This window comes from Endozoicomonas sp. GU-1 (genome assembly GCF_027366395.1).
GTDB lineage: Bacteria > Pseudomonadota > Gammaproteobacteria > Pseudomonadales > Endozoicomonadaceae > Endozoicomonas.
In genome coordinates this window covers 3020692-3045199 of the sequence record NZ_CP114771.1, presented here as the reverse complement: position 1 = coordinate 3045199, position 24508 = coordinate 3020692, and the positions used below count along the sequence as shown (strand labels likewise).

The window sequence follows — 24508 nt, the reverse complement described above, 5'->3', positions numbered from 1 at the left end:
GGAAAAAGTTCCTGCCATAGCCATTTTCCGGTACTGTGAATGTTTGTTTGCATACAAATGGTTCAGTTTCGTTATAATTCCGGGTTTTCTCTGGTCATTAGCGTGTCTTTATGGCTTGAATTTTTCAGGTAAAGATAGACATTGATTACCGGCTGGATGCTGAAATGGTGCTGTTTCTGAGCATTTTCTGGAAACTGTCCTATTGTTTTGATTCCCATGATGAGTGTGTTTTATGCAGAGTATCTCCCAGCGTATAGCTGAAGAGTTGGGTGCCAGACCTGAACAGGTCACCAGTGCTGTACAGCTGCTTGATGATGGCTCTACGGTGCCTTTCATTGCCCGTTATCGAAAAGAGGTCACCGGAGGTCTGGACGATACTCAGCTGAGAACGCTGGAAGAACGTCTTCGTTATCTGCGAGAGCTGGAAGAGCGCCGTGAAGCCATTCTGAAGAGCATTACCGAACAGGATAAGCTGACGCCTGAACTGGAAAAAGATATCCGCTCTGCAGAGACCAAAACCCGTCTTGAAGACCTTTACCTTCCCTACAAGCCCAAACGCCGTACCAAGGCTCAGATTGCCCGTGAGGCGGGTCTGGAGCCTCTGGCCGATCTGCTGTTCGATACCCCGGAAAAAGAGCCTGAGGTGGAAGCAGCGGCGTTTGTTGACGCAGATAAGGGCGTAGAGGATATCAAGGCGGCTCTGGAAGGTGCCCGTTATATCCTGATGGAACGTTTCAGCGAGGATGCCGAGCTGCTGGGGTCAGTTGCGTGAGCTGCTCTGGAATGAAGGTATCCTGAGCAGTCGTGGCGTTGAGGGTAAAGAAGAGGAAGGTGCCAAGTTCCGGGATTACTTTGAACACGATGAGCCACTGAAAACTGCTCCGTCCCATCGGGCGCTGGCCATCTTCCGTGGACGAAATGAAGGGGTATTGCAGGCTAACATCCGCCTCGCCAAAGAGCCGGAAGACCGACGTGAAACCCATCCCTGTGAAAAGCTGGTGGCTGACTTCTGGAAAGTTGAGCATAAAGGTCGGGCGGCGGATGACTGGTTGAAGGATGTGGTGCGCTGGACCTGGCGGGTTAAGCTGCTGTCTCAGTTGGAAACCGAGTTAATGACTCGCATCCGCGAAAACTCTGAAGATGAAGCCATCAAGGTTTTTGCCAAGAACTTGAAAGACTTGCTGCTGGCAGCGCCTGCTGGCCTCAGGCCAACCCTGGGTCTGGATCCCGGTTTGAGAACCGGTGTGAAGGTTGCCGTGGTGGATGGTACGGGTAAATTGGTCGAGCATACGACTATTTATCCCCATGCTCCCCAGAAGAAATGGAAGGAAGCTCTTGGCACTCTGGCCACCCTCTGTCTGACTCATCAGGTTGAGCTGGTCAGTATCGGTAATGGCACGGCATCCCGTGAAACGGACCGCCTGGCTGCTGAACTGATGCGCAGCTATCCAAAACTGGGCCTGACCAAAATTGTGGTCAGCGAAGCCGGTGCGTCCGTGTACTCTGCATCTGAACTGGCCGCCCGTGAATTCCCGGACCTGGATGTTTCTATCCGTGGTGCCGTATCCATCGCCCGTCGTTTACAGGACCCTCTGGCCGAACTGGTGAAGATTGAGCCGAAATCCATCGGGGTGGGCCAGTACCAGCACGATGTCAGCCAGATCAATCTGTCCCGCTCTCTGGAAGCGGTGGTTGAGGACTGTGTAAACGCAGTAGGTGTTGATCTTAATACCGCTTCCAGCGCCCTGCTGGCACGCGTATCGGGCCTTAATCGCACTCTGGCTGACAACATCGTTGCCTATCGCAATGAAAATGGTGCCTTCAGAAGTCGTAAGGATCTGCAAAAGGTGGCCCGTTTTGGTGCTAAAACCTTCGAGCAGGCCGCAGGCTTCCTGAGAGTAATGAATGGTGATAACCCTCTGGACAGTTCTGCCGTTCACCCCGAGGCGTATCCGGTGGTAGAGAAGATTGCCAACCAGTCAAGCCGGGATGTGCGAGCCCTGATCGGGGACTCGGCTTTCTTAAAGGGCCTGAATGCGGCGGACTTTACCGACGAAACCTTTGGTCTGCCCACCGTTACCGACATCATCAGTGAGCTGGATAAGCCCGGTCGTGACCCGCGTCCGGATTTCAAAGCCGCCGAATTCAAGGATGGCATTGAAGATATCCGCGATCTGAAGCTGAATATGGAACTGGAAGGCGTGGTCACCAACGTGACAAACTTTGGTGCGTTTGTGGATGTTGGCGTCCATCAGGATGGTCTGGTGCATATCTCCGCATTGTCTGAAAACTTCGTTAAAGATCCCCGCGAAGTGGTAAAAGCCGGCGATATCGTTAAGGTCAAAGTCATGGAAGTGGACGTTGCACGTAAGCGTATCGGGCTTTCCTTGCGGATGTCGGATAAGGCCGAAGAGCGTGCTGAAGCTCGCCAGCAACCACGGCAAGCCAGAACCGAAAAGCCTGCAGCTCGCAGCAAGCCACAGAAAGCCGGTCAGTCCGGAAATCGTGGTAAAAAGCAGGATTCAGGTGGTACTTTTGCCGACTTGTTTGCCAATGCGAAACAACTTCGCAAGTAAACAAACTCAGAGAAAAAGCCGGTTTTGACAGTGTCTGCAAAGACACTGTTAACGGCGATGTTTGCCTGCCAACGAAAAAAGCCAGACAAGCCTTTGTCTGGTTTTTTTTTAGGGGATTTAGACAATTCAGGCTGGTATTATATGGACGACAGGACGAGGCTGTCGCACAAGCACAGGCTCCTGGACCAAAACGTAATATGCCAGGAATGATTAACCTTCGTTGTTCCGGAAATGCCGTTGATCTGTCTTTTGCGACAACCTCAGGCGGTGGTCAGCTGCTAAGCTGATTACTATTTTATCAGGCTCATTCAGGTTGTCTTGCCCGGTTTGAAGCTGAGTACTTATGAGAGTTCGTTCATGGTGTCGTGGTCGCGGGTACCCGTGTTGCCAATAGGAATCATCTCTCTGAACGAATGTTATAGATAATTATTATTGGATCTGTACCTTGGCTACTGAGTATCAGGATCGTCTGGAGCTTTTCCAGTCCAGTGCTAACCATTCGGTTCTTCATGGCATCTGCCATGGTATTGAGCGTGAAAGTCTCAGGGTTACCTCAGATGCTCGTCTTTCCCGGAAAAATCATCCTGAGAAACTGGGGCGTGCATTAACCCACCCTTATATCACCACTGACTATTCTGAAGCACTGCTTGAGTTCATAACGCCGGTGCACAGCCGCATCAGCGATACGCTCTCCTTTCTTGAGCAGCTGCACCAGTATACCTGCCAGAGTATGGCAGCAGAGTTCCTTTGGGCCGGCAGTATGCCGCCGCTGCTGGAAGGGGATGGCAGTATTCCTATCGCGCAGTATGGGAGTTCCAATATCGGGGTAATGAAAAGTATTTATCGTGAAGGGCTCTGGCATCGCTATGGCAAGCCAATGCAAACCATTGCCGGTATTCACTATAACTTCTCTATGCCAGAAGAGTTCTGGGCCCTGTTACAGCAGTCCTCCGGACAAGAGGAGATCAGCGCTCAGGACTTCAGGTCAGCGGGTTATTTTTCCCTGATCCGGAATTTTCTGCGTTACTCGTGGCTGCTAATGTACCTGTTTGGGGCCTCTCCGGCTGTTAGCCGAAGTTTTTTTGCCGATGGCGGGGTTCAATCAGGCTGCAGGCGCTGGATAAAGACTCGCTTTTTCTTCCTTATGCGACGTCGTTACGTATGAGCGATATGGGGTACAGCAATCACGCCCAGTCTTCCCTGAATATTTGTTACAACACACTGGAAGAGTATGTGGACAGCCTTTCCAGCGCCATTCGCACACCATACCCTCCCTATGAAGCCATTGGTCTGAAGCAAGACGGCAAATACCTGCAACTGAATACCAACCTGTTGCAGATAGAGAATGAGTATTACAGCACCATTCGCCCAAAGCGGATTGCCCGTTCCGGTGAAAAACCAGTGACCGCCCTGCGCAACGAAGGCGTTGAATATGTTGAGGTTCGTTGCCTTGATATCAACCCCTTTGAACCAATGGGACTGAGTGAGCAGGATGCCCATTTTCTGGATGTTTTCCTGGTCTACTGTTCGTTGCAGAACAGCAATCCTATTCATGCCGATGAGTGTGATGAGGTCAGCAATAATTTCAAAACAGCGGTTACAGAAGGCCGCCGCCCGGGTGTCGAGTTAAGACAGCAAGGGCAGCCTGTTCTGCTCCAGAGCTGGGGGCTACAGCTGCTGGATGACATGTCTCCCATTGCTGAGATTCTTGACCAGGCAAACGAATCATCAACGTTTGTTGAGAGCCTGTGTGCGCAAAGAGAAAAACTGAAAGATGCCGCTTTAACCCCTTCTGCGCAGGTGCTTAATGCCCTTGAAGCTGGAGATTCCGGTTATCTTGAGTTGATGATGTCTTTATCGGAAAAGCACTCCAAACGCTTCTCTGAGCATGATCTGAGCGATGAACGAATAGCCTACTTTGAACAGCTAGCCCAGCGCTCTGTTGCTGATCAGCTGGCAACAGAAAACAATGATAGCCGTGACTTTGATACATTCCTGCAGGAATATCAGGCGGCAGAATAGTTCCTGAACCATTGCCTTTAGTCAGTCGCCGGTAGAAAGGACTCTCTGGCGAATGTCTGAGATGAGAGCGTGGCAGTGAGGGTGGTAGAAATTAATAGACAGTACCCGGCTCCATCTTTAAATCAGACTTTGGAAAGTTGCTTTTATCTGGATGAAATCAGGATGCGGCCAGCAGTATCTGAACTAGTATCAGAATCTGGTAATTAAAATAATTTTTTTTAATTAAATGGTTTTTTTTTAGTTGAAAAAGTTGTTGGACTACCATGAAAACTCCCTGAAACCATTGTATTCATAACGTTCCTGCAAAACTTGCAATTTAAATTGTGTTGTGTTTTGAAAAATAAACGCTTGCCGCAAAAAATTCACTGTCATAACCTAGCATCTGAGCTGCCTGACAAAGGCGCTTACGAGGTCCCCATTCACGCAGAAGAGATCTAATTGTTAAAGAGGAACTGTCTATCATGCTGGAGGGTTGCCAAACGGCTAAAGAACGTTGGGGAGGTGTATCAGAAATTATTGATCGCTGGCTCAACGAGCGTCAGGAGCTGATCGTCCTTTACTGCTCCATCAATGGAATGGATCAATTTGATGATGACAAGCGTCCGGTAGTCAGTAAATTAAAGGAACTGTGCCAGATTCTGGTGGATTATGCGTCAGCTGGTCACTTTGAGGTTTACGAGCAGTTGATTCAGGAAGCCCGGGAATTTAATGATGGGGGCGTTGAGCTGGCTCATACGGTGCTGCCAAAGCTTGAAGAGAATACCTCAAGATGTTTGAAATTTAATGACAGTTGTGAATCAATCAGCTCGCTGCAGAAACTCCAGGGCGCTGTATCGGAATTAGGTGAAACGCTGGCAGAACGTTTCAGTCTTGAAGATAAAATGATAGAAACTCTGCATGAATCCCACCGGGAAAGGCTCACGGGATCATGATGTTCAGATCAGATGAGGACAAACTGTATTTAGACCATACAGTCGTTTTGTCCTCATTTCATTGTTAACTGCTTTTGTTCACATCCCTGAGTTCTACCTTGAAAATAATTGCCTCATTAGGTCCGATGATTCCGGGAATACCGCTGGAGCCGTAGGCCAGAGTCGAGGGAATAAAAAGCTCCCAGGTAGAACCTTCAGGCATTTTCTGTATTCCTTCTGTCCAGCCCGCGATAACCCGGTTTAACTGGAAAGTGGCAGGTTGGTTTCGAGTGTATGAGCTTTCGAAAAGGGTTCCGTCTATCCGGCGGCCTTCATAGTGAACGGTGACCTGATCAGTAAGGGATGGCTTGATGCCAGTACCTTTTGTGAGTACCCGGTACTGCAAACCACTGTCCAGCACAACAATGCCTGGTTTTTTGCTGTTTTCTGTCATAAAAAGCTGGCTTTTTTCCAGGCTCTCTTGCGCTGCTGCCTGGTACTGAACCTGTTCAAGGTTGTTCTTTTGCACCTGCGCTAAATCTATAAAGTAGGTGACTTCATCCTGTGACAGCTGTAAAATCTGGTTGCCAAGATTATCCTCTACCCCCTGGATAACGGCGTTAACATTGATCCCATCAAATTGTTTCAGTTGCTCTGCCATAGACACTCCGAGGCTATAGCTTAATTTGTCACTGTCTGTTTCCAGAGCGGCAAATGAACACAGTGAGTAAGAGAACAGGGTAACGCTGGCAAGTGCTTTGAAGATCATATTTACACTCTTTCTGATAAATTTGTATCCTGCGTTTTGGCACAGTCTTTTCAGTACAGGTAACTCTGAGCCCTATCATTTAGTAAATTGGTTTTTTGGCAACCCCGGACGAGGGTTGTGTAATGAAAAAGTGCCTTATTTAAAGTGTTTTTCGAGATAATGAATATGAAAAATAAACGTCCTCTTCTATCTATCTGTTTTAGGAAAATGGAATTTAATTAGAAAAAAACAGAGAGAAAGCTAAAAAAAAATTTGCAGATGACGAATAAGCACTCTATGTTGGAATTAAAACTGGGTATAAATTATTCAGTTTTTATTACGATGTACTAACTACTAGTAGATTGGTTAAATTAAAACGAGGGACGACCCAATGCCTGCAACAAGGAAGACTGCAGCTAAAAAAAGCACTGTCAGGAAGGCTGCTGCTAAAAAAGCTCCTGCTAAAAAAACCACTGCCAGCAAGACCGTTAAAAAGGTCGACATGGTGAAAAAGTGGGAAAAAGAAATCGACGCACTGAAGAAAAAGCTGGAAAAAGCCAAAGAAGCCTTGAAAAAGGCCAAGGCCAGTGCCAAGAAAGCCACTGCTAAAAAAAGCACTGCTAAAAAAGCCACTGCCAAGAAAAAGGTAGCGGTAAAGAAGAAAACTACTGAGAAGAACGCCACCGTCAAAAAGGCGGCAGCCAAGAAAAAGACAGTAACCAAGAAAAAAGTGGCTGTTAAGAAGAAACCAGCGGCCAAGAAGAAAGTAGTAACAAAGAAGAAACCTGCCACTAAAAAGAAAGTAGCTGCCAAGAAAAAGCCAGCAGCCAAAAAGGCAGTTGTGGCTAAGAAGAAGCCTGTAGCTAAAAAGAAAGTGGCCGCTAAGAAAAAGCCAGCAGCCAAAAAAGTAGCTGCCAAGCGGAAGGCTCCAGCCAGAAAAGCAGCTGCAAAAAAGTCCCCCGCTAAGAAAAAGTAATATAGTTGGTAACTCGAAGCTCTAAAGGGGGAATTCTATTCCCCCTTATTATTTTTGTATATTCACTCTTTTCTCCTCTTTAGCCCGGATATTCGATTCCTCTGAGTTACCTGTCCGCATTGAAAGACAGTTGTCATTTAATCTTTCTCAAACCCGATACCTCAGTGAAAGCAGTTACCAGGAACCAACGCAAAACTGTGGCTGGGACAAAGACTCATGATGAAAGTACCTGGGCTGATAGGTTTTGGATCTTTGCCCTGATTTAAAATGAGTCTGATCGATAGCTGTTACGGTAATAGCATTCATACACGCTATTTTCTTGAAATAATTATCGGGAACTAAAATCTGCAAATACAGTCTGAACAGAATAAAACAAAAGGGTATTAACATGATTGATGGAATCAACCCTTTCACGATCCAGACAAGCAGCTCGGAAGCAGAAAAATGTTCTGTCTGCCTTATGGCCTTCGGCAGAGATGTGGCTACTCTCATCACTGGCGTGTGTAAACACACCTTTCACACTGATTGCCTTAAAAATTCTCTCATTGCACAAAAACAATTCGCAAATAGGACTACCTGTCCACTGTGCAGAACGGATTTATCGAGTTTGGCAAAAGCATTAGTCAATTCAGCTACCACGGGCCAAGGGGAGCATGGGCAGGGCAGGCCTGACTCAGTGCCCCGGCGGGATATCAACCAGAATGCTCTTGCTTATGCAGATCACGTAAGGGAGCAACAAAGGGAACGCGCAAGGGAGCGCTACCAAAATGACCCTGCTTATGCACAGTTCCAGAGGAGGCAACAAAGTACATACCAGGCGGCGCGCCGCCAAAGTGATCCTGTTTACGGCGAGCGTGAAAGGGCACGCAAAAGGGAGCTGCAAAGGGCACGTTATCGGAATGATGCCGCTTACGCAGAGCGCGAAAGGGAACGTCAAAGGGAGTATAGGCAGCGTCAAAGGGAGCGTTACCAGAATGACCCTGCTTACGCAGAGCGCCAAAGGGAACGTGAAAGGGAGTATAGGCGGCACCTAAGGGAGCGTCACCAGAATGACCCTGCTTATGTCGAGCACCAAAGGCAACGCCAAAGGGAGCGTGAAAGGGAGTATAGGCAGCGCCAACGGGAGCGCCAACAGAATGACCCTGCTTATGCCGAGCACCAAAGGCAACGCCGCAGGGAGCGTAATAGGGCTCGCATGGAGAGAAACCAGAGAGTCAATCAATTGCAATCGGTTGCAACGGTAAACCCTGTAGCAACAAGGATGCTGGGCATGAATCAAACGAACGAAAGCACTAATTAATCCTTTCCTTGGGAGTTACTATAGATAAATTGAACTGAGATTTGGCTTTTTGTTCAAAGAATTTTTTGCCTTCTCTGAGCTGGCGGTTTATACCGTCACCCAGTCCTTGCTGCTTCGATGATATTCTCTTGCAGGTAGCAGTATGTTTTTTCCGGCGTCACGATAGGCCTCTCCTTTATTATTGGTCTGATCGGTCGTCCATAATTAGACCATGTCAATGATCACATTGAATTCCATCAGCCTTTTAAGGTCTGGCAAGCTCCTTCTGGAGAATGCATCAACAATTATCCATTCCGGTCAGCACGTTGGCCTTGTGGGTGCTAATGGGTGTGGCAAATCAAGCCTGCTTGCGTTGCTTACCGGAGATTTGCAACCAGATAAAGGTGAACTCGCGTTTGATAAGGGCCGTGGACTGGCGCATATGGCTCAGGAAATTGATGTCCTGGACCGAAATGCCGTGGATTATGTATTGGATGGTGATATTGAGCTGCGCCGGATAGAGCAGGCGATTACTGAGGCAGAAGCCGCAGGAAAGCACGAAAAACTGGCCGATCTCCATGAGCAACTGCTAAGTGCCGATGGTTACACAGCCCGTTCCCGGGCAGAACAGTTGTTGCACGGATTGGGCTTTAATCACCAGGTACTGAAAAAAAATGTCCGCGACTTTTCCGGTGGATGGCGGATGCGTCTGAATCTGGCCAAGACCTTGATGTGCCCGTCAGACATTATGTTACTGGATGAACCCACCAACCATTTGGATCTTGATGCCATTGTCTGGCTGGAAAACTTTCTCAAGCGATACCCGGGAACGTTGCTGGTTATTTCCCATGACCGGGATTTCCTCGATGCCATTACGGATCACACACTCCATATAGAACATCAGACACTGTTCCAGTACCGTGGCAACTATTCAGCTTTTGAGCATCTGCGTGCACAGCGACTGCAACAGCAGCAGGCTGCCTTTGAGAAGCAGCAGAAACTGCGGGCTCATATGGAAAAATTTGTTGAACGTTTCAGGGCCAAGGCGACCAAGGCCAAGCAGGCTCAAAGTCGCCTGAAGGCGCTGGCAAGGCTGGAAGATATTTCAGCGGCCCATGTGGATTCACCGTTCTCTTTTGCCTTTCCGGAAGCCGATAAGATGTCTGCACCGTTACTGGTACTGGATACGGCTGAACTCGGTTATGGTGATAAGCCGTTATTAAAACTCAGCATCAATATTCAACCTGGCAGCCGTATCGGGCTACTTGGTGCGAATGGCGCTGGTAAGTCCACCCTGATCAGAACGCTTGCCAGGGAATTGCCACTGATTTCCGGCAAGGTCCATCTGGGAGAGCACTTAAGCATTGGCTACTTCGCCCAGCACCAGCTGGAGAGTCTGGATTTCAATGCCAGCCCTCTGCTTCATCTGCAAAGGCTTTCGCCGGAGGCCAAAGAGCAGACGTTGAGAAACTTTCTTGGCGGGTTTGGTTTTCATGGGGATAAGGCACTGGAGTCGATTCAGGGGTTTTCCGGTGGTGAGAAAGCGAGACTGGCCCTGGCGATCATTGGCTGGCAGAAGCCAAACCTGTTGCTGCTTGATGAGCCAACCAACCATCTTGATCTTGATATGCGTCTGGCCCTGACCATGGCCTTACAGTCATTTGAGGGGGCGGTGATTCTGGTTTCCCATGACCGAAACCTGATTCGCAGCACCACGGACGAGCTTTATCTGGTTCATGATGGCCGCATGGAAGAGTATTCAGGTGATCTGGATGACTACAGCCAATGGCTGGTTCACCTTCGCTCTAAGGAACGTAATGAATCGCGAAGCACCAGAAGCGAAGAGAATGGTGGGGAACTGGTTGGCTCTTCACAACAAAACGCACAACAGAAGAAAGACATACGACGGCAGGAGGCTGAAAGGCGAAAAGCACTAAGGCCGTTGAAGCAAAAAGCGGAGCAACTGGAAAGTCAGCTGGAAGACCTGCAAGCGTCTCTTGAGCAGGTTGAAGAACGGCTCTCTGACCCTTTGATCTACGAAGAAACCGGCAAAGAAAAATTGAAAGAGCTGCTAACCCGGCAAACAGCACTTAAACAGCAGGCCTTGGAAACAGAAGAAGCATGGATGGAAGCCCTGGAGGCCATCGAAAACGCCGAAACCAACGGATAAAATTGTGGGGCAGGAATGCCCCATAATTTTATGCGACAGCTTCCTGCTCGCTGGCTTCTTCCTCTGTTACGATATCCAGCTTACCCAAAAGAGCACTCACACGGTCACCCCATGCGCTGAGTTCCTGCTTAAGCTGGATATTTTCTTCTTCAAGGCGGGTATTAGCAGACCTGAGGTCTTCTACTTCCATTCTTGACAGTTCCAGTTTGTCAATCAGGTTCTGGAGTCTTGATTCAAGCTGGCCTAGGGATTCAATAGACATAACGACATTTGCACCGAGAGGTCTGTGAAAAGTATTTAATAGTTTGCACTATTGCGGAAAGTTACGATAGCACGTTTTTATCGGTTTTGATCACGGTTTTGATCACAAGAGTTCACCGCTATTAAGAATACTTCAGTAAAGCCTGACTATACTAGGTTTAATTCAAGATAATCGTTGAATTTACCGGTAGTTGAATTTATCGGTATCAGAACCATGCATTTTAAAGCAGAGCAATCTGTTGCCTTGTGGGCCCATTCCGAATGAAGTTTCATTGCAGGATAGTCCTTCATAGGAAGACAAGTACCCAGAAGCCTGTCGCTTCGGGAGTTCCAAATGAGCAAGACTTCTCAGCCCTGTGCCAGAATTATTTCAGCCTTGAATGTTGAAGATGAGGCGATTCGGGCTTTCTATATTTCCCTGATCAACAACCAAAGTGTTGATGAATACATTAATGAACGACACCTGCACTTTTGCTCACGACAGGTTGAAGGTTACTTTTTGAGCCATGTCCTGGCGTTGACCGAACTGGCTTTGGAGTTACCTGTCGTCAGGACCTGATGGCCCACCGCCAGGCGCTGGTCAGACATCAATCCCGGATAAGCTGACAAAAAAAAGTGAAGACGATAAACTGCCTGCAATTTCTGCTGCTCTCGTCGTGTGAGAGCGCTCTTTAATGAATAATAAGCCTGAAGCGCCATAGTGAACCACCTTAAGTAAAGTTAAGCGGATTGGGAATTTGCTATGGCCAGGAAAGGGATACAGGAAGTTTATGCCTGAATTGATTCCTGCCGATTCGGTTGGTCTCGTAGCGCCCATTGCGATACCGTTTGATCAGCCCCTGTCGTTGAACTGTGGCGAACAGCTGGACAAGTTTCAGCTAATGGTCGAAACCTATGGTGAGCTGAATCAGTCCCGCTCCAATGGGGTACTGATCTGCCATGCCCTCAGTGGTCACCATCATGCGGCAGGCTATCACAGCATGGCAGATCGCAAGCCCGGCTGGTGGGATAACTTTATTGGCCCGGGAAAACCAATCGATACCCGCCGGTTCTTTGTTGTCGCCCTCAATAATCTGGGGGGATGCCATGGCAGTACGGGGCCGACCAGCATCAATCCCGAAACCGGCAAACCTTATGGGCCAGACTTTCCGGTGGTCACTGTCGCAGACTGGGTTAACAGCCAGGTCATGCTGGCTGACCATCTGGGTATTTCCCAATGGGCTGCGGTGATCGGTGGAAGTCTGGGCGGGATGCAGGCACTGCAATGGAGCATTGCCTATCCCGAAAGACTTCGCCATGCCGTTATCATTGCTTCTGCGGCCAGGCTGTCGGCCCAGAATATTGCCTTTAATGAAGTGGCCCGGCAGGCCATCATGTCCGATGATCAGTTTGCCGGTGGTCGTTACCTGGAAGCGAACAACATTCCCCGCAAGGGTTTGGGGCTTGCCCGCATGGTGGGGCATATCACTTATCTGTCTGATGATGCCATGGGGGCCAGGTTTGGTCGTGAGCTGAAAAATGACGGCTTCAGTTACGATTACAATGTTGAGTTCCAAATAGAAAGTTATCTTCGTTACCAGGGGGAGAGTTTTTCCGGCAGCTTTGATGCCAACACCTATCTGTTAATGACCCGGGCACTGGATTACTTTGATCCGGCCAGTGACTATGACAACAGCCTGCCAGATGCCCTCAGCAGGGCAACCGCCAGATTTTTTCTTGCTTCATTCTCAACCGACTGGCGTTTCTCCCCCGAGCGTTCAAGAGAGATGGTCGATGCACTGATGAAAGTGGATAAGGATGTGACGTATCTTGAAGTGGATGCTCCCCAGGGGCACGATGCTTTTCTGATGGATATTCCCCGCTATGTGCGAGGTTTGTCGGCCTATTTGCATCGGGTAGCGGAGGAGTGCTTATGAGCCGGGGGGATTTTGAGATTATCAGGAACTGGGTTGCCCCGGGCAGCCGGATTCTCGACCTGGCCTGTGGTGATGGACAGCTGTTGCACGAGCTTCAACGAGAGAAGCAGGTCAGTGGCTATGGTCTGGAAATTAATGCCCAGGATATCGAAGCCTGCATTGAGCGGGGGGTAAACGTTATTGAACAGAACCTGGATCGCGGGCTGGGCAACTTCAGGGATGGTAGCTTCGATACCGTGATTATGACCCAGGCACTTCAGGTGATGCACTTCCCACACCTGGTGCTGGAGGAGATGCTCAGGGTTGGACGGGAATGCATTGTCACTTTTCCTAACTTCGGCCACTGGCGCTGTCGCCTCTATCTTGCCGCCTATGGTCGCATGCCGGTCTCAAAGTTTATGCCTTATACCTGGTATGACACCCCCAATATTCACTTTTGTACCTTCAGGGACTTTGAAGCGCTGTGCCGGGAGAAAAATTACCGGGTGTTGGACCGAATGGTGGTGGATCAATCGTATAAAAGCGACCTTGCGGGGCGTGTCTGGCCAAACCTGATGGGTGAAGTGGCCATTTATCACTTGGGAACGATCCTGAAATAGTTTCACATTTTTACAGACGCTCCCCGCTCCCCGCTGCCCGCTACCCGAAAAGCCGAAATTACTTGTGCTTTTGCGGGCAGTGGGTGGCGGGAAGCGGGCAGCGACCCTCTCCAGGACTGTGTAAAATGATGAAGTTATTCTGGAACAAATCAAAAAACCGGAGAATTGCATAATGGCGATGCTGCGCAGTATTACGTCAATGACTCAGCGTTGGATGGCATGTCTGGCCCTGCTGGTGTTGGGCGTTGTCGGGATGGTTAATCCGGTGGCGGCTGACAGCCAGATTCCGGAAGCCCGGGTGATGAATCAGGAACCCATTGAAATGGGCAACTACCGGATCTATTTCAGTGCCTTCAACAGTACATTTGTGCCGCCTGGTATTGCCGAGCAATATAGTCTCCGTCGAGGAAGCCGGTACGGTATTGTCAACATTGCCATTCGTGATGTTTCATCCGATGAACTGGGTACCGCAGTCACCGGCAGGGTCAGTGGCCACACCATGAACCTGCTGACTCAGAAAAGCAGCCTGAAGTTTTCTGAGGTCAAAGAAGGCAGTGCGATTTACTATCTGGCCGATTTTAAGTTTTCAGATGAAGAGCTGCTAAAATTTGCCATAGATGTTAAACCTCAGGGCAGCTCGCGAAGCGAGACACTTCGCTTTGAACAGATTTTTTACCATTAAAATGTCGTCTGTTAGTTCTGTTTGTATGGCAGTTCAGACATTTTAATCAGGGGTCATGTGCAAAATTGTGGGAAACAGTATGAATGAGGGGATTCGCAAGGTGGTGCTTGCCAGTGGTAATCAGGGCAAGCTGGCGGAGTTTCAAAAGATGTTCGAGCCTCTGGGGATTCTGATGCAACCCCAGAGTGAGTTTGGTATCGGTTCAACCTGGCCGGAAGCGGAAGAGACGGGCCTGACCTTTATTGAAAATGCCATTATCAAGGCCCGCTATGCTGCCGGAATATCAGGCCTTCCGGTTATTGCTGATGATTCGGGCCTTGAGGTTGATTATCTCAATGGCGAGCCGGGCATCTACTCTGCCCGTTACGCAGGGCCCGATGCTTCCGCTGCTGATAATAACCAGAAGCTGTTGCATCGATTACAGGGGCTTAAGTCAGCCGAGCGAACCGCACGATTTCACTGTGTGCTGGTTTACCTGCGCCATGAACATGACCCCACGCCGGTTATTGCCCATGGCCAGTGGGAAGGGTATATCATTGAAGAAGCCCTGGGAGAACACGGGTTTGGCTATGACCCCCTGTTTCTGGTGCCCGCAGAGCACTGTACGGCGGCGGAACTGCCTTCAGAGTTAAAGAATCAACTGAGCCATCGAGCCCGGGCATTGCAGCAGTTGGTTGCCCGCCTCAAGGAGAGAAAACACTGAAGCCTGCTTCAGTGCTGTTAACATGCTTAAGCTTCCTCCCCTTAGTCTTTATATTCATGTGCCATGGTGCGTGAAAAAGTGTCCTTATTGTGATTTCAACTCGCACAGGATCACCGGCGATATTCCTGAAGATGCCTACATCAAAGCGTTGCTGCATGATATCGACAACGAATTGGACAGCGTCCAGGGACGCCCGATCCATTCCATTTTTATTGGCGGTGGCACTCCCAGCCTGCTGACGGCAAACGCTTATCAGCAGCTGTTTATCGGCCTTCAGGCACGGGTAGGGTTCTCGGATGATATTGAGATCACCATGGAAGCTAATCCCGGTACCTATGAGCACGATCGCTTTCAGGCGTATCTGGAGGCGGGTGTGAACCGGCTCTCATTAGGTGTGCAAAGCTTTCAGGATGAGAAGCTGGCCGCCCTCGGGCGTATTCATTGTGCCGATGAAGCGCGACAGGCCATTGCCGCAATCACCAGCCATGGCTTCAGCAATATCAATATCGATCTGATGCATGGTTTACCGGAGCAATCTCCGGAGGATGCGCTTTACGATCTGAAGCAGGCCATTGACCTTAAGCCAGCGCATATCTCCTGGTATCAGCTGACCATTGAGCCCAATACGGTTTTCTACACCAAAACACCGGCATTGCCGCCGGATGATACGCTCTGGGATATTCAGGAAGCCGGGCAGGCCCTGTTGGCATCAGCGGGGTTTCAACAGTATGAGATTTCTGCCTACAGTCAGCCCGGGCGTCACTCAAAACATAACCTGAACTACTGGCAGTTTGGTGACTATATCGGTATCGGTGCCGGTGCCCATGGCAAGTTAACCCATGCGTCTACCGGGCTGATTTACCGTAACTGGAAAACCCGCATGCCGGCAGATTACCTGGCTGCCGACAGCTATATTTCCCATGCCTTTGAGGCAGGGCGACGGGAGCTGGAAGCCGATGAGCTGCCCATCGAATTTATGATGAATGTACTGCGACTGCATGAAGGCGTTGATGCACAGCTTTATGGTGAGCGAACGGGACAGACATTAAGCGGTATCCACCAGCAACTGAAACTTGCCCGGCAAAAAGCGTTGCTGGAACCTTTAGCGTCGAGGCTCAAGCCTACTCCTACCGGTCGGCTTTTTCTGAATGATTTGCTGGAATTGTTTGCGTGAGTGATTCGCTGTCAGGTATTGCCGGTTCTGTCGGGCTCGTCTGCTGAAGACATGGAGATATTGATTACTAAGGTGACAAGCTTTTTGCGATCCGATTTTATCTCTTTTGTTGCCTCTATAAACTTATGAACACACTTTTGTACATCATCCCTGAATTTACCAATATCCGCAGGGGGCAGGCTGCCAATATTTTTTGCCTGGTATTGACCGGCCAACATATCCAGGCTGCCTTGACTGCTATTAAAGGCAATAGCTGCGTTCCATGTTGATGTTGCTTTCCAGGAGAGTTGTTTGTACACATCCAGTAAAGCCTTGCGAAGAGATTGAAGACTTTTGCCAACGTTGATTGTCGCGCACTTAATATGTTCCTCCACGACTAATTCTATGGTTGGTGCAATATTTTCAGGTGTGTGCAGAACCTTACAGGTTGAGTGAATAGTTATTCCCGGGGCGTTCGGGCAGTTCGCAGGGAGTTGCCTTTCACAGCTGAGCACAGGCGGTTGAGTCAACGTTGTAGCGGAGGATCTCTGCCAAAAAGGCGCGAGATTTTTTTTAAATGGCTGGCCAATGCCTACCACAAATTCTTTATTGATAGCTCCTTCTTTTACCTTAAATTCAGCTTTTTTTTGGCATATCCTTTGCTCCATCTCCTGCAACTTATTCTCAAAACCACCGGGCTCCGAAGGCTTGGGTCGGGTCGGTAGCTCGCAGTCGCTTATGCTTGCTTTTTGGGAAATGGTTCTGGCGGGGTTTGTTTGGCCTGATGCGGCCAGTAACGTGCGGTTACTGGTATTCAAAAGATTTGGCCGGATCCGTGCCATTTGCGATGACGGTCTGGCCGATTGCTGGTCATACATTGTTTTGCCACGGCCTTTGAAATGGTCGGAGTGAGCCGTGGTTTTTTCCGTCGTTATACTATGTGCCGTTAACTCTCTCGGATTTTTCGTCACGGACTCGTGGTGCCGGGGAGCTGTTGGTAGTTGTTTATCTGACGGAACCTCACTGCACTTTGGCGGTTGATTTGGATGTCGCTGCCCTGGCATTTCCGTGGCAGAAAAATTCGGGATGGGTTGAAACGGGTTTGGACGAAGCGGATCTGCCATTTTATACACCCATTAAGTGAATTTAATGGGTGTATAGATGTCTATTCTATAAGATAGTTTTAGATCGAGTGGCACCTTCTCCTCTACCTGAAATTGAGAACGGCTATAATTTGTCTGCAGGGTTATATATTGCCATCGACGTTTATCTGTTAACGTTACAGGGCAATATGGGGCGGGCCATCTACCGGATGCGCTTGAACAGCAGGTCCCAAACCCCGTGCCCTAATCGATGACCACGCTTTTCAAACTTGGTGAGCGGACGAAAATCCGGTCTTGGCGAATAACCGTTTTCGGCGGCCATGTTCTCAAAGCCTTCTGCTGAGTTCATCACTTCCAGCATCTGTTCGGCATAATTTTCCCAGTCAGTGGCCAGGTGAATAATGCCACCGATGTCCAGCTTGGGACGAATAGACTCAATAAAAGCGGGTTGAATCAGGCGGCGTTTGTGGTGGCGTTTCTTGTGCCATGGGTCTGGGAAGTAAATCTGTACCCGTGACAGGCTACCATCGGGTACACACTGCTTCAGCACTTCAACCGCATCGTCGCAATAGGTTCTCAGGTTGTTGATGCCTGCCAGACGGGCTTCATTAAGCAGGCTGCCGACACCCGGGCGGTGTACTTCAATACCAATGAATTGCTTATCGCTCTCCTGTGTCGCCATGGTGACCAGGGAGTGCCCCATGCCATAGCCAATTTCCAGAACCCGGGGTGCTGCATCCGTAAAGGCATTCAGGAAACCCTCTGTGCCTTGCTCCAGAGTCAGTCCCCAGTCCTGCCAGCACTCATCCCAGCCCCTTTGCTGGCCCGTGGTCATCCTGCCAGCACGGAGCACAAAACTCTTGATTTGACGCTTGTGGAGCGTTTCCTGTTGTGGCTCATCAGCCTCATCGGCCGGTTTTACAGTATCGTTCATGGAGATTTGAGTTGGTAGAAAATGATCGGCGTAAGATACTGCTCGGGGCGTAAAATGCAAATTTTAGCGGCTGTCTATTCTCAGCAGCCTCTCAGATGCGGGAATAATCTCTGGCAGCAAAAAAGGCCAGTATCAACCAGCCAATGATGAATGAAACACCTCCAAGCGGGGTAATTATCCCCAGCCAGCGGATGCCGCTCAAACTCAAGAGATAGAGGCTTCCTGAAAACAGAACAATGCCCACAGCAAAGAGGCCAGCGCTCCACTTCAACTTTGTTGAGTTCGGGTAATTTGTTCCCAGTAAGGCCACAAACACCAGTGCCAGGCTATGGTAGAACTGATAGTCTGCGGCGGTCTGAAAAGTGTCCATTGCCCGCTCAGAGAGAACGCCCTCCAGCGCATGAGCGCCAAAGGCGCTCAGTGCCACGGCAGTCATACCGCTGATGGCTCCAATAAACAGGGCATTCATGACTTATGCAGCCCCGGCAGATGGGTTGCACTGTCAGCCGCTAACAACAGGCCTTCCTGGAAATAGCGTGAGCTGGTTTCAAACTCATCAAGGTGTGCCAGCAGATGGCCCAGTTCGTTATACACATCAACACTTTTCCGGAGCCTGAGGCTGGCTTCAAGATACTCCCGGGCTTTACCCCAGAGTTCATTGCGCAGTGCCAGGCGACCAAGGGCCAGTAACAGTTCAGGGTCATTGGTCCGCTGGTTAAGCAGCGATTCTGCAAACAGCAGTTGCTTTTTCAGGTCTTTACCCGGCGTTTTGCCGTAAAGGCGGATCAATGGCTCGCTGTAGCAGTGATGAAGATTTTCCCGCAGCAGCAGTTCGGTTTTTTCCCCGGCACCCAGTCGTACCAGACAGTCACAGTAGCGATAGAGGATAGCCGGATCCTTCCTCTGACTGTGGCTCAGGTCGGACCAGATATCATCCGCCGGTTTGGTTTTCTCTTCACTGGAGACACGGTTTCGGCCGTAGTTATAAGCCTGCTCGAACAGCGCTTTGAATGCCTGTTGTTCCAGCTGGTGATATTCGTCGTCCTTAATCACTTTTTGCTTGCGCAGCCTGGGCAGCAGTTTTTCCAGTGATTGCCAGTCATTCAGACGGATATAGACCTGCTTGAGCATTTTCAGAATGTAGCCATGACGTGGATACTTCTTGTGCAGATGGGTCAATGTGGCCAGCGCCTGTTCCAGGTGGTTACTGGCCAGTTGCAGTTGTGCCTGGGTGATACCTATCGCCATTTCTGCGCCCGGTGCCTTGCTGTCCGCCTGTCTTAGCCAGTTGGCGCTGGCTTCATGATTTCCTGCTTCATGGGCCGCCCTGGCGGCGGCCAGATAGTTGATTAACGGTGATTCACTGTTTTTCGCCGCCTGCCCAAGGAGTCGCTCCGCCTTTCGCCAGTGCCCTTTGGTAAACTCAGCCAGACCCCGATCAAACAGCTTTCTGGCCCTGGCTTTGCGGGCACCCGTTGACAGTGGGTAGATAACACTGAATGTGCCCAGCAGTAATCGACCCATAATCACCGCCAGCCAGACCAGGCCAAGGGAAATGACAACCAGCAGCAGCAAACCCCAGAGACTGCTTTCAAAGGTCATCTCATCGTAAGCAATCAGCACATAACCATGGTCGTTGACCATGATATTGGCCAGTAAGAAACAGGCAGAAACAATGGTCAGGAACAGTGCAAACCCTTTCATGAAAGTTGCACTCCCTGTTCATCAGGCTGATCCGGCTCTATCAATGGCGAACTGCTTTTCCCATCATCGCCACCGGGTGATGCGGGTGTTGTCTGGTTTTCTTCCGGCTCGGTGGTTGAATCATCGTCTGCTGGTGTGAGAGTTGAGCTGGACTGGTGCTCTTTCAAAGCCTCCAGAGAACGATGAATAGTGGGCATATCGGGGGTTATGGAGAGCCCTTCCAGTTCAGCAAGCTCTGTAGCCAGCTGATTGCTGACATCACCACCGAGCATAAAATAGCGACTCAGCCAGTCGCTGGTTTGTTTGAGACTGTTTTGATAAATCGTCTGTTGTCCGGTAATCAGCGCGAGTTTACTCTGTTCGATCAACATCAGCATCTTCTGACGGATTAACTGCTCCTGTTCCGGTGTCAGCAATACTTCAATGGGTTGCTCTCGCTGGGTATTAATACGGAACAGTCTGGTGAAACGGTGCCAGGTGTCCAGCACTATGGCCTTGATGGTTTCCTGCCAGGTTCTGTCCGCTGGTGGTTTAGTTTCATCAGTGACCATTGATCCGGGGTCCGCGGCACTGGCCACATCGGCAATATGGCCATCATCCAGGATCACAAGACCGGGGATCAAATCCGCAATGGCTTGCAGTCGCAGCCAGATAGCTTCCTGATCCAGCAGGGTGGTCGCTTTCAGAACCGCTATATCTTCTGCCAGGGCCTCTCTGACCGGAAAGAGAGTGTAGTCATCCAGTTGCCCCAGTATCTGCCCGGCACTGGTCATCAGTTCAAGGGCACCGGTAACATCATTGACCGTCAGCAGTCGCTGATTGGCCAGGCGCAGCAGGTATTCGACTTCGGCAATACGCCATTGGTTGCGTGTGGAACCTTCAAGTTCCCGGACTTTGCTGGACAGGGTATCAACCCGGGATAACAGTCTGGCTTCCCGCTGTTGCAGGGCTTGCAACTGTTCTTCGTGTCTTTCTATATCGGTGGCGGTGTTTTGTGCCACCGTGGTCAGCCTGGCCTGTTGTCGTGCAATCTGTGTCTGCAGCTGGTCCATGCCCTCAAGCAGAACCGGCTGGTTCTGTTCCAGTGGCATGGCCCGCCAGCCGATGTAGCCACTGAGGCCAAGGGCGCAGGCGGACAGTAACAGGGCCAAGCCTGCCAGACCTTTACCTGACCCTTTGCTTTGGTGTTTTTTGCTGGCTTGCTGTTCTGAATGGGACTCTTTCGCTGAATGGATGTCGGTTTTCTGCTGAACACCTTCAGGGGTATTATCTGGTAAACGGTCTGTGTTCTGGTCTGTATCGCTCACGCTTGGGCCTTCCGATTGTTCGAGAGGATAGTCTCCCTTGTTTTTCTATCTCTTGCCCGGGCACTTCTTTCAAGGTTCCCGCTCATTGTTCACAAGAGGCAGATTTGGGCCAATGCTTGCAACATCATCTCGTTGCTGGCGCCACCGGTATTGGTTACCTGTTGGAAACCCAGGCTATGGGCCTCCCTGGCAACCCGTTCACTGGGAACAAGCAGCCGGTAGCCAGCTCGATGGGGCATGGGTAAATAGTACCCAAGGTTTGTCAGGGTTTCGCCGCTACCGCAGAGAATGACATTGATTGAATGGCTTTCCAACTTTTTTACCACTGCATTGCGTTCGTAGGTGGGGCAGGAACGCTGGTAAACGTCCAGTGTGTGGACCGTGGCACCGGCATGAGTGAGCTGCTCTTTCAGCACCTCCCGTCCCCCCACTCCCTTGATAATCAGGACCTTCTTGTTCTGAACGTGGTGAAATGCATCCAGGGTAAGAAGGGCCTCACTGTCTACGCCGGTTTCTGAATAGTCAGCCCTGATCGCAAACTGCTCAAGTTCCGTCGCTGTGCTGCTGCCAATGGCAAACCACTGGCAGTGAATTGGTAGCTGTGGCCAGTACCGTTCGATCAGCTCTACGCCCAGGCGGGCGGCCGGACGACTGGTGACAATAATATGGTCAAACTGGTCGAGCATCAGCAGGCAGTCTGTCATTGCCTGTGTTTCTGCCAGCGCATCAATAGCAAGCATGGGCACGGGCCAGGCCTGGCCACCAGTTTTCTTGATGGCATCTGCCAAAGCCTGTGCCTGAGGCTCAGGGCGGGTTACCAATGCGCGAATATGAGACAGTTTCATTATGCAGTTGAACTAATTCTTTATCCAATAAGTCAGAGTTGGTGCTACTCAGACGTCAAGTGCAATCAACCAGACAGAGAATATTATTCATGGAAACAAATGTGCAAGTAACGAATGCAAACACTCGAGTCGAATCGAATTTTACACCAACATCCATCACTGAAATAGTTTTATTAAACGGGCATAGGCTGAGTCACACGGATACAGTTAAAAGTCGAATGTCTGATAATTGTCCAATCTGTCAAGAGGCACTATTCTCGGAAGAAAAAGGCATTATAGAAAGACCTTGCCATCATTTTGAACACCAGGAATGTCTTATCAGGAAAATGACCGCCGACAATCAAGCTACAGCTATAACAATATGTGCTACCTGCAGAAGTGAAAAGCCGCACGATAAAGAAAATATCTTTTATAACAGCGGTACTGAATGGTTGAAGAAAGCTGAGCAAAAATGCGAGAGAAAAGATTGCTTATATGTCCACAAAGGAAATGACAAAGCAGTGGTGCCTGATTGTCCATATCCATATTCAATGTTTCCGGACCATGGAAGTGCGAATGGCTTCCTTCATCAATACGGCAAATTAGTAGACGAACTTATTGTAACGCAACTGGGCTATTCCGGTATTAAAGCCTCTGGATTGCGTGTGGAGAATATAACTGAGGAACAAAAGAATGAAATGGAAAGAAAGTATGGCAAAGAAAATGATTTGAAGAACCTGGTTGAGCAATTTGATGAAAACCACTGGAGAGCAGAAGAGTGTATAACCACCCTGGAACGAACATTTAATCAGGGTTATGAGCATACCATTGACAATACAAAGTCTGTCAGACGTAAAATAAGCTCAGAAAATATGACGGATGAAAGTGAAAATACTATTAGAGATAGAATCCAGGACGCCAAACAAGCCTTATCAAATACGGCGGTCAGTAAATCCCTTATTGATTTGCGCGCTGCGCTTGAGAATGACAGAGAGCAGTCCGGGGGGTGGGGGGTACCTGAAATCACATCAATGATTTCACTGTCAAATCCAAATCCTCATGAGCTGATTCCCGGTTTGGCAGAGTCAACGGATATGGATTTCTCCCTGGTCAGAAACTTTTTTATAGATGGGGTGAATCATCCATTCGAAGTTCGATTGGATTCAAAGATCCTGAATGAATCCAAATCAGTGAATGAGGCTGTTTCAAATATTATTAACTGTGTTCGGTGTGAGCTTGTGATGAGTAAACTCATGAAGAACTATCCGGCCTATTTTGATGATAAAACCAAAGTGTATTTAAAAACGCCATTTGATTACTGGGGTGATAAAATTGAGATTGTTTGCAGGTATAGTAAAGAACAGGCTTATGCCATCAAGTTGAGTGAAGTATTTGATTTTGAAAAAAAGGTATTTAACTTCACAGTATTCCTGGATGCCGTGGATAAATTCAGGAGTTATGGTATTAATCGCCATGATCTCAGAAATGGTCCAAAGCTTCCGGCAAGCCATAGGCCAATGGGTCGGTGCGGTATGGAACGCTCAAACATACCCCGTCAGAGTGGAATTTTTGGTGGCGATTCTGGAGGTTTGGCATCTGAAAGCCCGTCAGTATCCAGGAGCTTCTTTGATGCACCCAGTAGGTTTAGTTTTGGATCTGCGGCACAACAATCAGTACCCCCGTCAAGACCAATGGGCTTATTTGGTACACTCAGTGGGTTGACGTTTGGTCCACCCGGCGGGTCGAAAAATGCAGGGTTTGGATCAGAGCCCTCGTCAGGATCCACGAGCTTGTTTGGTCCACCCGGCGGGTCGAAAAATGCAGGGTTTGGATCAGAGCCCTCGTCAGGATCCACGAGCTTGTTTGGTCCACCTGGCGGGTCGAAAAATGCAGGGTTTGGATCAGAGCCCTCGTCAGGATCCACGAGCTTGTCTGGTCCACCTGGCGGGTCGAAAAATGCAGGGTTTGGATCAGAGCCCTCGTCAGGATCCACGAGCTTGTTTGCTTCACCCGGAGGGTCGAAAAAGGTTGGGTTTGGATCAGAACCCTCGTCAGGATCCACGAGCTTGTTTGGTCCACCCAGCGGGTCGAAAAAGGTTGGGTTTGGATCAGAGCCCTCGTCAGGATCCACGAGCTTGTTTGTTCCACTCGGCGGGTCGAAAAAGGTTGGGTTTGGATCAGAGCCCTCGTCAGGATCCACGAGCTTGTTTGGTCCACCCGGCGGGTCAAAAAATGTTGGGTTTGGATCAGTGCCCTCGTCAGGATCCACGAGCTTGTTTGGCACACCCGGTGGGTCGAAAAATGTTGGATCTGCGGCACAACAATCAGAGCCCCCATCAGGATTCACGGGCTTATTTGGCGCACCCGGCAGGTCAGAAAATGTTGGATCTGCGTCACAATCAATGCCCCCGTCAGGATCCACGGGCTTATTTGGTGCACTCAGTGGGGTGGGAAATTTTGGATGGATGGAGGCACCACAAGTGCCATCCAGTACCGGATTTGTACCAATACCCGCTGGCGTTGAGCCCGGATTTACTGGCTCGGATCCCGCAACAGCATTGACATTTCTTTCTTCTCAGGAAGAAGAGTTTATTGATTTTGACGATATTCTTTAGGTTTTAATCAAGAGTAGTTTTCAAC

Annotated in this window: 21 protein-coding genes and 2 pseudogenes; 15 read left to right on the top strand and 8 right to left on the bottom strand. The window is 49.5% G+C overall.

Features of this window, described 5'->3' with window-relative positions:
• Positions 1–232: 232 nt before the first annotated feature.
• The 4 genes and pseudogenes from O3276_RS12465 to rsd all read left to right on the top strand — a co-directional run bounded on the left by O3276_RS12465 (position 233) and on the right by rsd (position 5530).
• Positions 233–2576 (top strand): annotated as a pseudogene (locus O3276_RS12465) (Tex family protein).
• 445 nt (positions 2577–3021) lie between these two features.
• The gene (locus O3276_RS12460; RefSeq protein WP_269675911.1) at positions 3022–3741 is read left to right on the top strand and encodes a glutamate--cysteine ligase family protein; all 720 of its coding nucleotides are present in this window, start codon (positions 3022–3024) and stop codon (positions 3739–3741) included.
• Positions 3678–4598 (top strand): hypothetical protein, encoded by a 921-nt coding sequence (locus O3276_RS12455; RefSeq protein ID WP_332328261.1) that lies wholly within the window; start codon positions 3678–3680, stop codon positions 4596–4598. The genes O3276_RS12460 and O3276_RS12455 overlap by 64 nt, the downstream gene beginning before the upstream one ends.
• Before the next feature lie 461 nt (positions 4599–5059).
• On the top strand, positions 5060–5530 hold the full coding sequence (gene rsd, locus O3276_RS12450) for a sigma D regulator (RefSeq protein WP_101745275.1): 471 nt from the start codon (positions 5060–5062) through the stop codon (positions 5528–5530).
• A 64-nt stretch (positions 5531–5594) separates the two neighbouring features.
• Here rsd and O3276_RS12445 read toward each other — a convergent pair whose 3' ends face one another.
• Positions 5595–6278 carry a BamJ family beta-barrel-assembly machinery protein gene (locus tag O3276_RS12445; RefSeq protein WP_269675910.1) on the bottom strand — a complete coding sequence of 228 codons (684 nt, stop codon included), beginning with the start codon at positions 6276–6278 and terminating at the stop codon, positions 5595–5597.
• A 370-nt stretch (positions 6279–6648) separates the two neighbouring features.
• Between O3276_RS12445 and O3276_RS12440 the strand changes: the two genes are divergently transcribed.
• The 4 genes and pseudogenes from O3276_RS12440 to O3276_RS12430 all read left to right on the top strand — a co-directional run bounded on the left by O3276_RS12440 (position 6649) and on the right by O3276_RS12430 (position 10682).
• Positions 6649–7233, top strand: a complete 585-nt coding sequence (locus tag O3276_RS12440; RefSeq protein WP_269675909.1) for a hypothetical protein — start codon at positions 6649–6651, stop codon at positions 7231–7233.
• 388 nt (positions 7234–7621) lie between these two features.
• Positions 7622–7813: pseudogene (locus O3276_RS25760) on the top strand (RING finger domain-containing protein); the annotation flags it as partial.
• 27 nt (positions 7814–7840) lie between these two features.
• Entirely contained in the window at positions 7841–8533 is a 693-nt protein-coding gene (locus O3276_RS12435) for a hypothetical protein (protein ID WP_269675908.1), read from the top strand.
• A 217-nt stretch (positions 8534–8750) separates the two neighbouring features.
• Positions 8751–10682 carry an ATP-binding cassette domain-containing protein gene (locus tag O3276_RS12430; RefSeq protein WP_269675907.1) on the top strand — a complete coding sequence of 644 codons (1932 nt, stop codon included), beginning with the start codon at positions 8751–8753 and terminating at the stop codon, positions 10680–10682.
• Between the two features lie 28 nt (positions 10683–10710).
• Here O3276_RS12430 and O3276_RS12425 read toward each other — a convergent pair whose 3' ends face one another.
• Positions 10711–10944, bottom strand: coding sequence for a cell division protein ZapB (locus O3276_RS12425; RefSeq protein ID WP_101745279.1), 234 nt, complete (start codon positions 10942–10944; stop codon positions 10711–10713).
• A gap of 333 nt (positions 10945–11277) precedes the next feature.
• On the opposite strand from O3276_RS12425, the gene O3276_RS12420 reads away from it, so the two are divergent.
• From O3276_RS12420 to hemW, 6 genes are all read left to right on the top strand, one after another.
• The gene (locus tag O3276_RS12420) at positions 11278–11502 is read left to right on the top strand and encodes a hypothetical protein (RefSeq protein ID WP_101745280.1); all 225 of its coding nucleotides are present in this window, start codon (positions 11278–11280) and stop codon (positions 11500–11502) included.
• Between the two features lie 211 nt (positions 11503–11713).
• Complete coding sequence (gene metX / locus O3276_RS12415; protein ID WP_269675906.1) at positions 11714–12859, top strand: homoserine O-succinyltransferase MetX; 1146 nt, start codon at positions 11714–11716, stop codon at positions 12857–12859.
• Complete coding sequence (gene metW / locus O3276_RS12410) at positions 12856–13458, top strand: methionine biosynthesis protein MetW (protein WP_269675905.1); 603 nt, start codon at positions 12856–12858, stop codon at positions 13456–13458. Before metX ends, metW begins: the two co-directional genes overlap by 4 nt.
• A gap of 172 nt (positions 13459–13630) precedes the next feature.
• Positions 13631–14140: a DUF4426 domain-containing protein gene (locus O3276_RS12405; RefSeq protein ID WP_269675904.1), complete on the top strand. Its 510-nt coding sequence runs from the start codon at positions 13631–13633 to the stop codon at positions 14138–14140.
• Between the two features lie 79 nt (positions 14141–14219).
• Positions 14220–14843 (top strand): RdgB/HAM1 family non-canonical purine NTP pyrophosphatase, encoded by a 624-nt coding sequence (gene rdgB, locus O3276_RS12400; protein ID WP_269675903.1) that lies wholly within the window; start codon positions 14220–14222, stop codon positions 14841–14843.
• Positions 14844–14865: 22 nt separating this feature from the next.
• Positions 14866–16017, top strand: a complete 1152-nt coding sequence (gene hemW / locus O3276_RS12395; RefSeq protein ID WP_269675902.1) for a radical SAM family heme chaperone HemW — start codon at positions 14866–14868, stop codon at positions 16015–16017.
• An 11-nt stretch (positions 16018–16028) separates the two neighbouring features.
• Here the strand turns inward: hemW and O3276_RS12390 are convergent, their stop codons facing one another.
• The 6 genes from O3276_RS12390 to O3276_RS12365 form a co-directional block, all read right to left on the bottom strand.
• Positions 16029–16673: a hypothetical protein gene (locus tag O3276_RS12390; RefSeq protein WP_269675901.1), complete on the bottom strand. Its 645-nt coding sequence runs from the start codon at positions 16671–16673 to the stop codon at positions 16029–16031.
• A gap of 628 nt (positions 16674–17301) precedes the next feature.
• A complete protein-coding gene (gene trmB, locus O3276_RS12385; RefSeq protein ID WP_269675900.1) occupies positions 17302–18033 on the bottom strand; it encodes a tRNA (guanosine(46)-N7)-methyltransferase TrmB in 732 nt (243 codons plus the stop codon).
• Positions 18034–18124: 91 nt separating this feature from the next.
• The gene (locus tag O3276_RS12380; RefSeq protein ID WP_269675899.1) at positions 18125–18502 is read right to left on the bottom strand and encodes a DUF423 domain-containing protein; all 378 of its coding nucleotides are present in this window, start codon (positions 18500–18502) and stop codon (positions 18125–18127) included.
• Positions 18499–19737, bottom strand: a complete 1239-nt coding sequence (locus tag O3276_RS12375; protein WP_269675898.1) for a heme biosynthesis HemY N-terminal domain-containing protein — start codon at positions 19735–19737, stop codon at positions 18499–18501. Before O3276_RS12375 ends, O3276_RS12380 begins: the two co-directional genes overlap by 4 nt.
• The gene (locus tag O3276_RS12370; RefSeq protein WP_269675897.1) at positions 19734–21044 is read right to left on the bottom strand and encodes a uroporphyrinogen-III C-methyltransferase; all 1311 of its coding nucleotides are present in this window, start codon (positions 21042–21044) and stop codon (positions 19734–19736) included. The genes O3276_RS12375 and O3276_RS12370 overlap by 4 nt, the downstream gene beginning before the upstream one ends.
• 89 nt (positions 21045–21133) lie before the next feature.
• Complete coding sequence (locus tag O3276_RS12365) at positions 21134–21889, bottom strand: uroporphyrinogen-III synthase (RefSeq protein WP_269675896.1); 756 nt, start codon at positions 21887–21889, stop codon at positions 21134–21136.
• Positions 21890–22107: 218 nt separating this feature from the next.
• Between O3276_RS12365 and O3276_RS12360 the strand changes: the two genes are divergently transcribed.
• Positions 22108–24483, top strand: coding sequence for a hypothetical protein (locus tag O3276_RS12360; protein WP_269675895.1), 2376 nt, complete (start codon positions 22108–22110; stop codon positions 24481–24483).
• The last annotated feature ends 25 nt before the right edge of the window (positions 24484–24508 follow it).

Bases quoted from the DNA above. Each gene is read 5' to 3' on its own strand.
- rsd (WP_101745275.1), top strand. From the start codon at position 5,060: ATGCTGGAGGGTTGCCAAACGGCTAAAGAACGTTGGGGAGGTGTATCA.
- O3276_RS12445 (WP_269675910.1), bottom strand. From the start codon at position 6,278: ATGATCTTCAAAGCACTTGCCAGCGTTACCCTGTTCTCTTACTCACTG.
- O3276_RS12440 (WP_269675909.1), top strand. From the start codon at position 6,649: ATGCCTGCAACAAGGAAGACTGCAGCTAAAAAAAGCACTGTCAGGAAG.
- O3276_RS12430 (WP_269675907.1), top strand. From the start codon at position 8,751: ATGATCACATTGAATTCCATCAGCCTTTTAAGGTCTGGCAAGCTCCTT.
- O3276_RS12425 (WP_101745279.1), bottom strand. From the start codon at position 10,944: ATGTCTATTGAATCCCTAGGCCAGCTTGAATCAAGACTCCAGAACCTG.
- O3276_RS12420 (WP_101745280.1), top strand. From the start codon at position 11,278: ATGAGCAAGACTTCTCAGCCCTGTGCCAGAATTATTTCAGCCTTGAAT.
- metX (WP_269675906.1), top strand. From the start codon at position 11,714: ATGCCTGAATTGATTCCTGCCGATTCGGTTGGTCTCGTAGCGCCCATT.
- metW (WP_269675905.1), top strand. From the start codon at position 12,856: ATGAGCCGGGGGGATTTTGAGATTATCAGGAACTGGGTTGCCCCGGGC.
- O3276_RS12405 (WP_269675904.1), top strand. From the start codon at position 13,631: ATGGCGATGCTGCGCAGTATTACGTCAATGACTCAGCGTTGGATGGCA.
- rdgB (WP_269675903.1), top strand. From the start codon at position 14,220: ATGAATGAGGGGATTCGCAAGGTGGTGCTTGCCAGTGGTAATCAGGGC.
- hemW (WP_269675902.1), top strand. From the start codon at position 14,866: ATGCTTAAGCTTCCTCCCCTTAGTCTTTATATTCATGTGCCATGGTGC.
- trmB (WP_269675900.1), bottom strand. From the start codon at position 18,033: ATGAACGATACTGTAAAACCGGCCGATGAGGCTGATGAGCCACAACAG.
- O3276_RS12380 (WP_269675899.1), bottom strand. From the start codon at position 18,502: ATGAATGCCCTGTTTATTGGAGCCATCAGCGGTATGACTGCCGTGGCA.
- O3276_RS12375 (WP_269675898.1), bottom strand. From the start codon at position 19,737: ATGAAAGGGTTTGCACTGTTCCTGACCATTGTTTCTGCCTGTTTCTTA.
- O3276_RS12365 (WP_269675896.1), bottom strand. From the start codon at position 21,889: ATGAAACTGTCTCATATTCGCGCATTGGTAACCCGCCCTGAGCCTCAG.
- O3276_RS12360 (WP_269675895.1), top strand. From the start codon at position 22,108: ATGTCTGATAATTGTCCAATCTGTCAAGAGGCACTATTCTCGGAAGAA.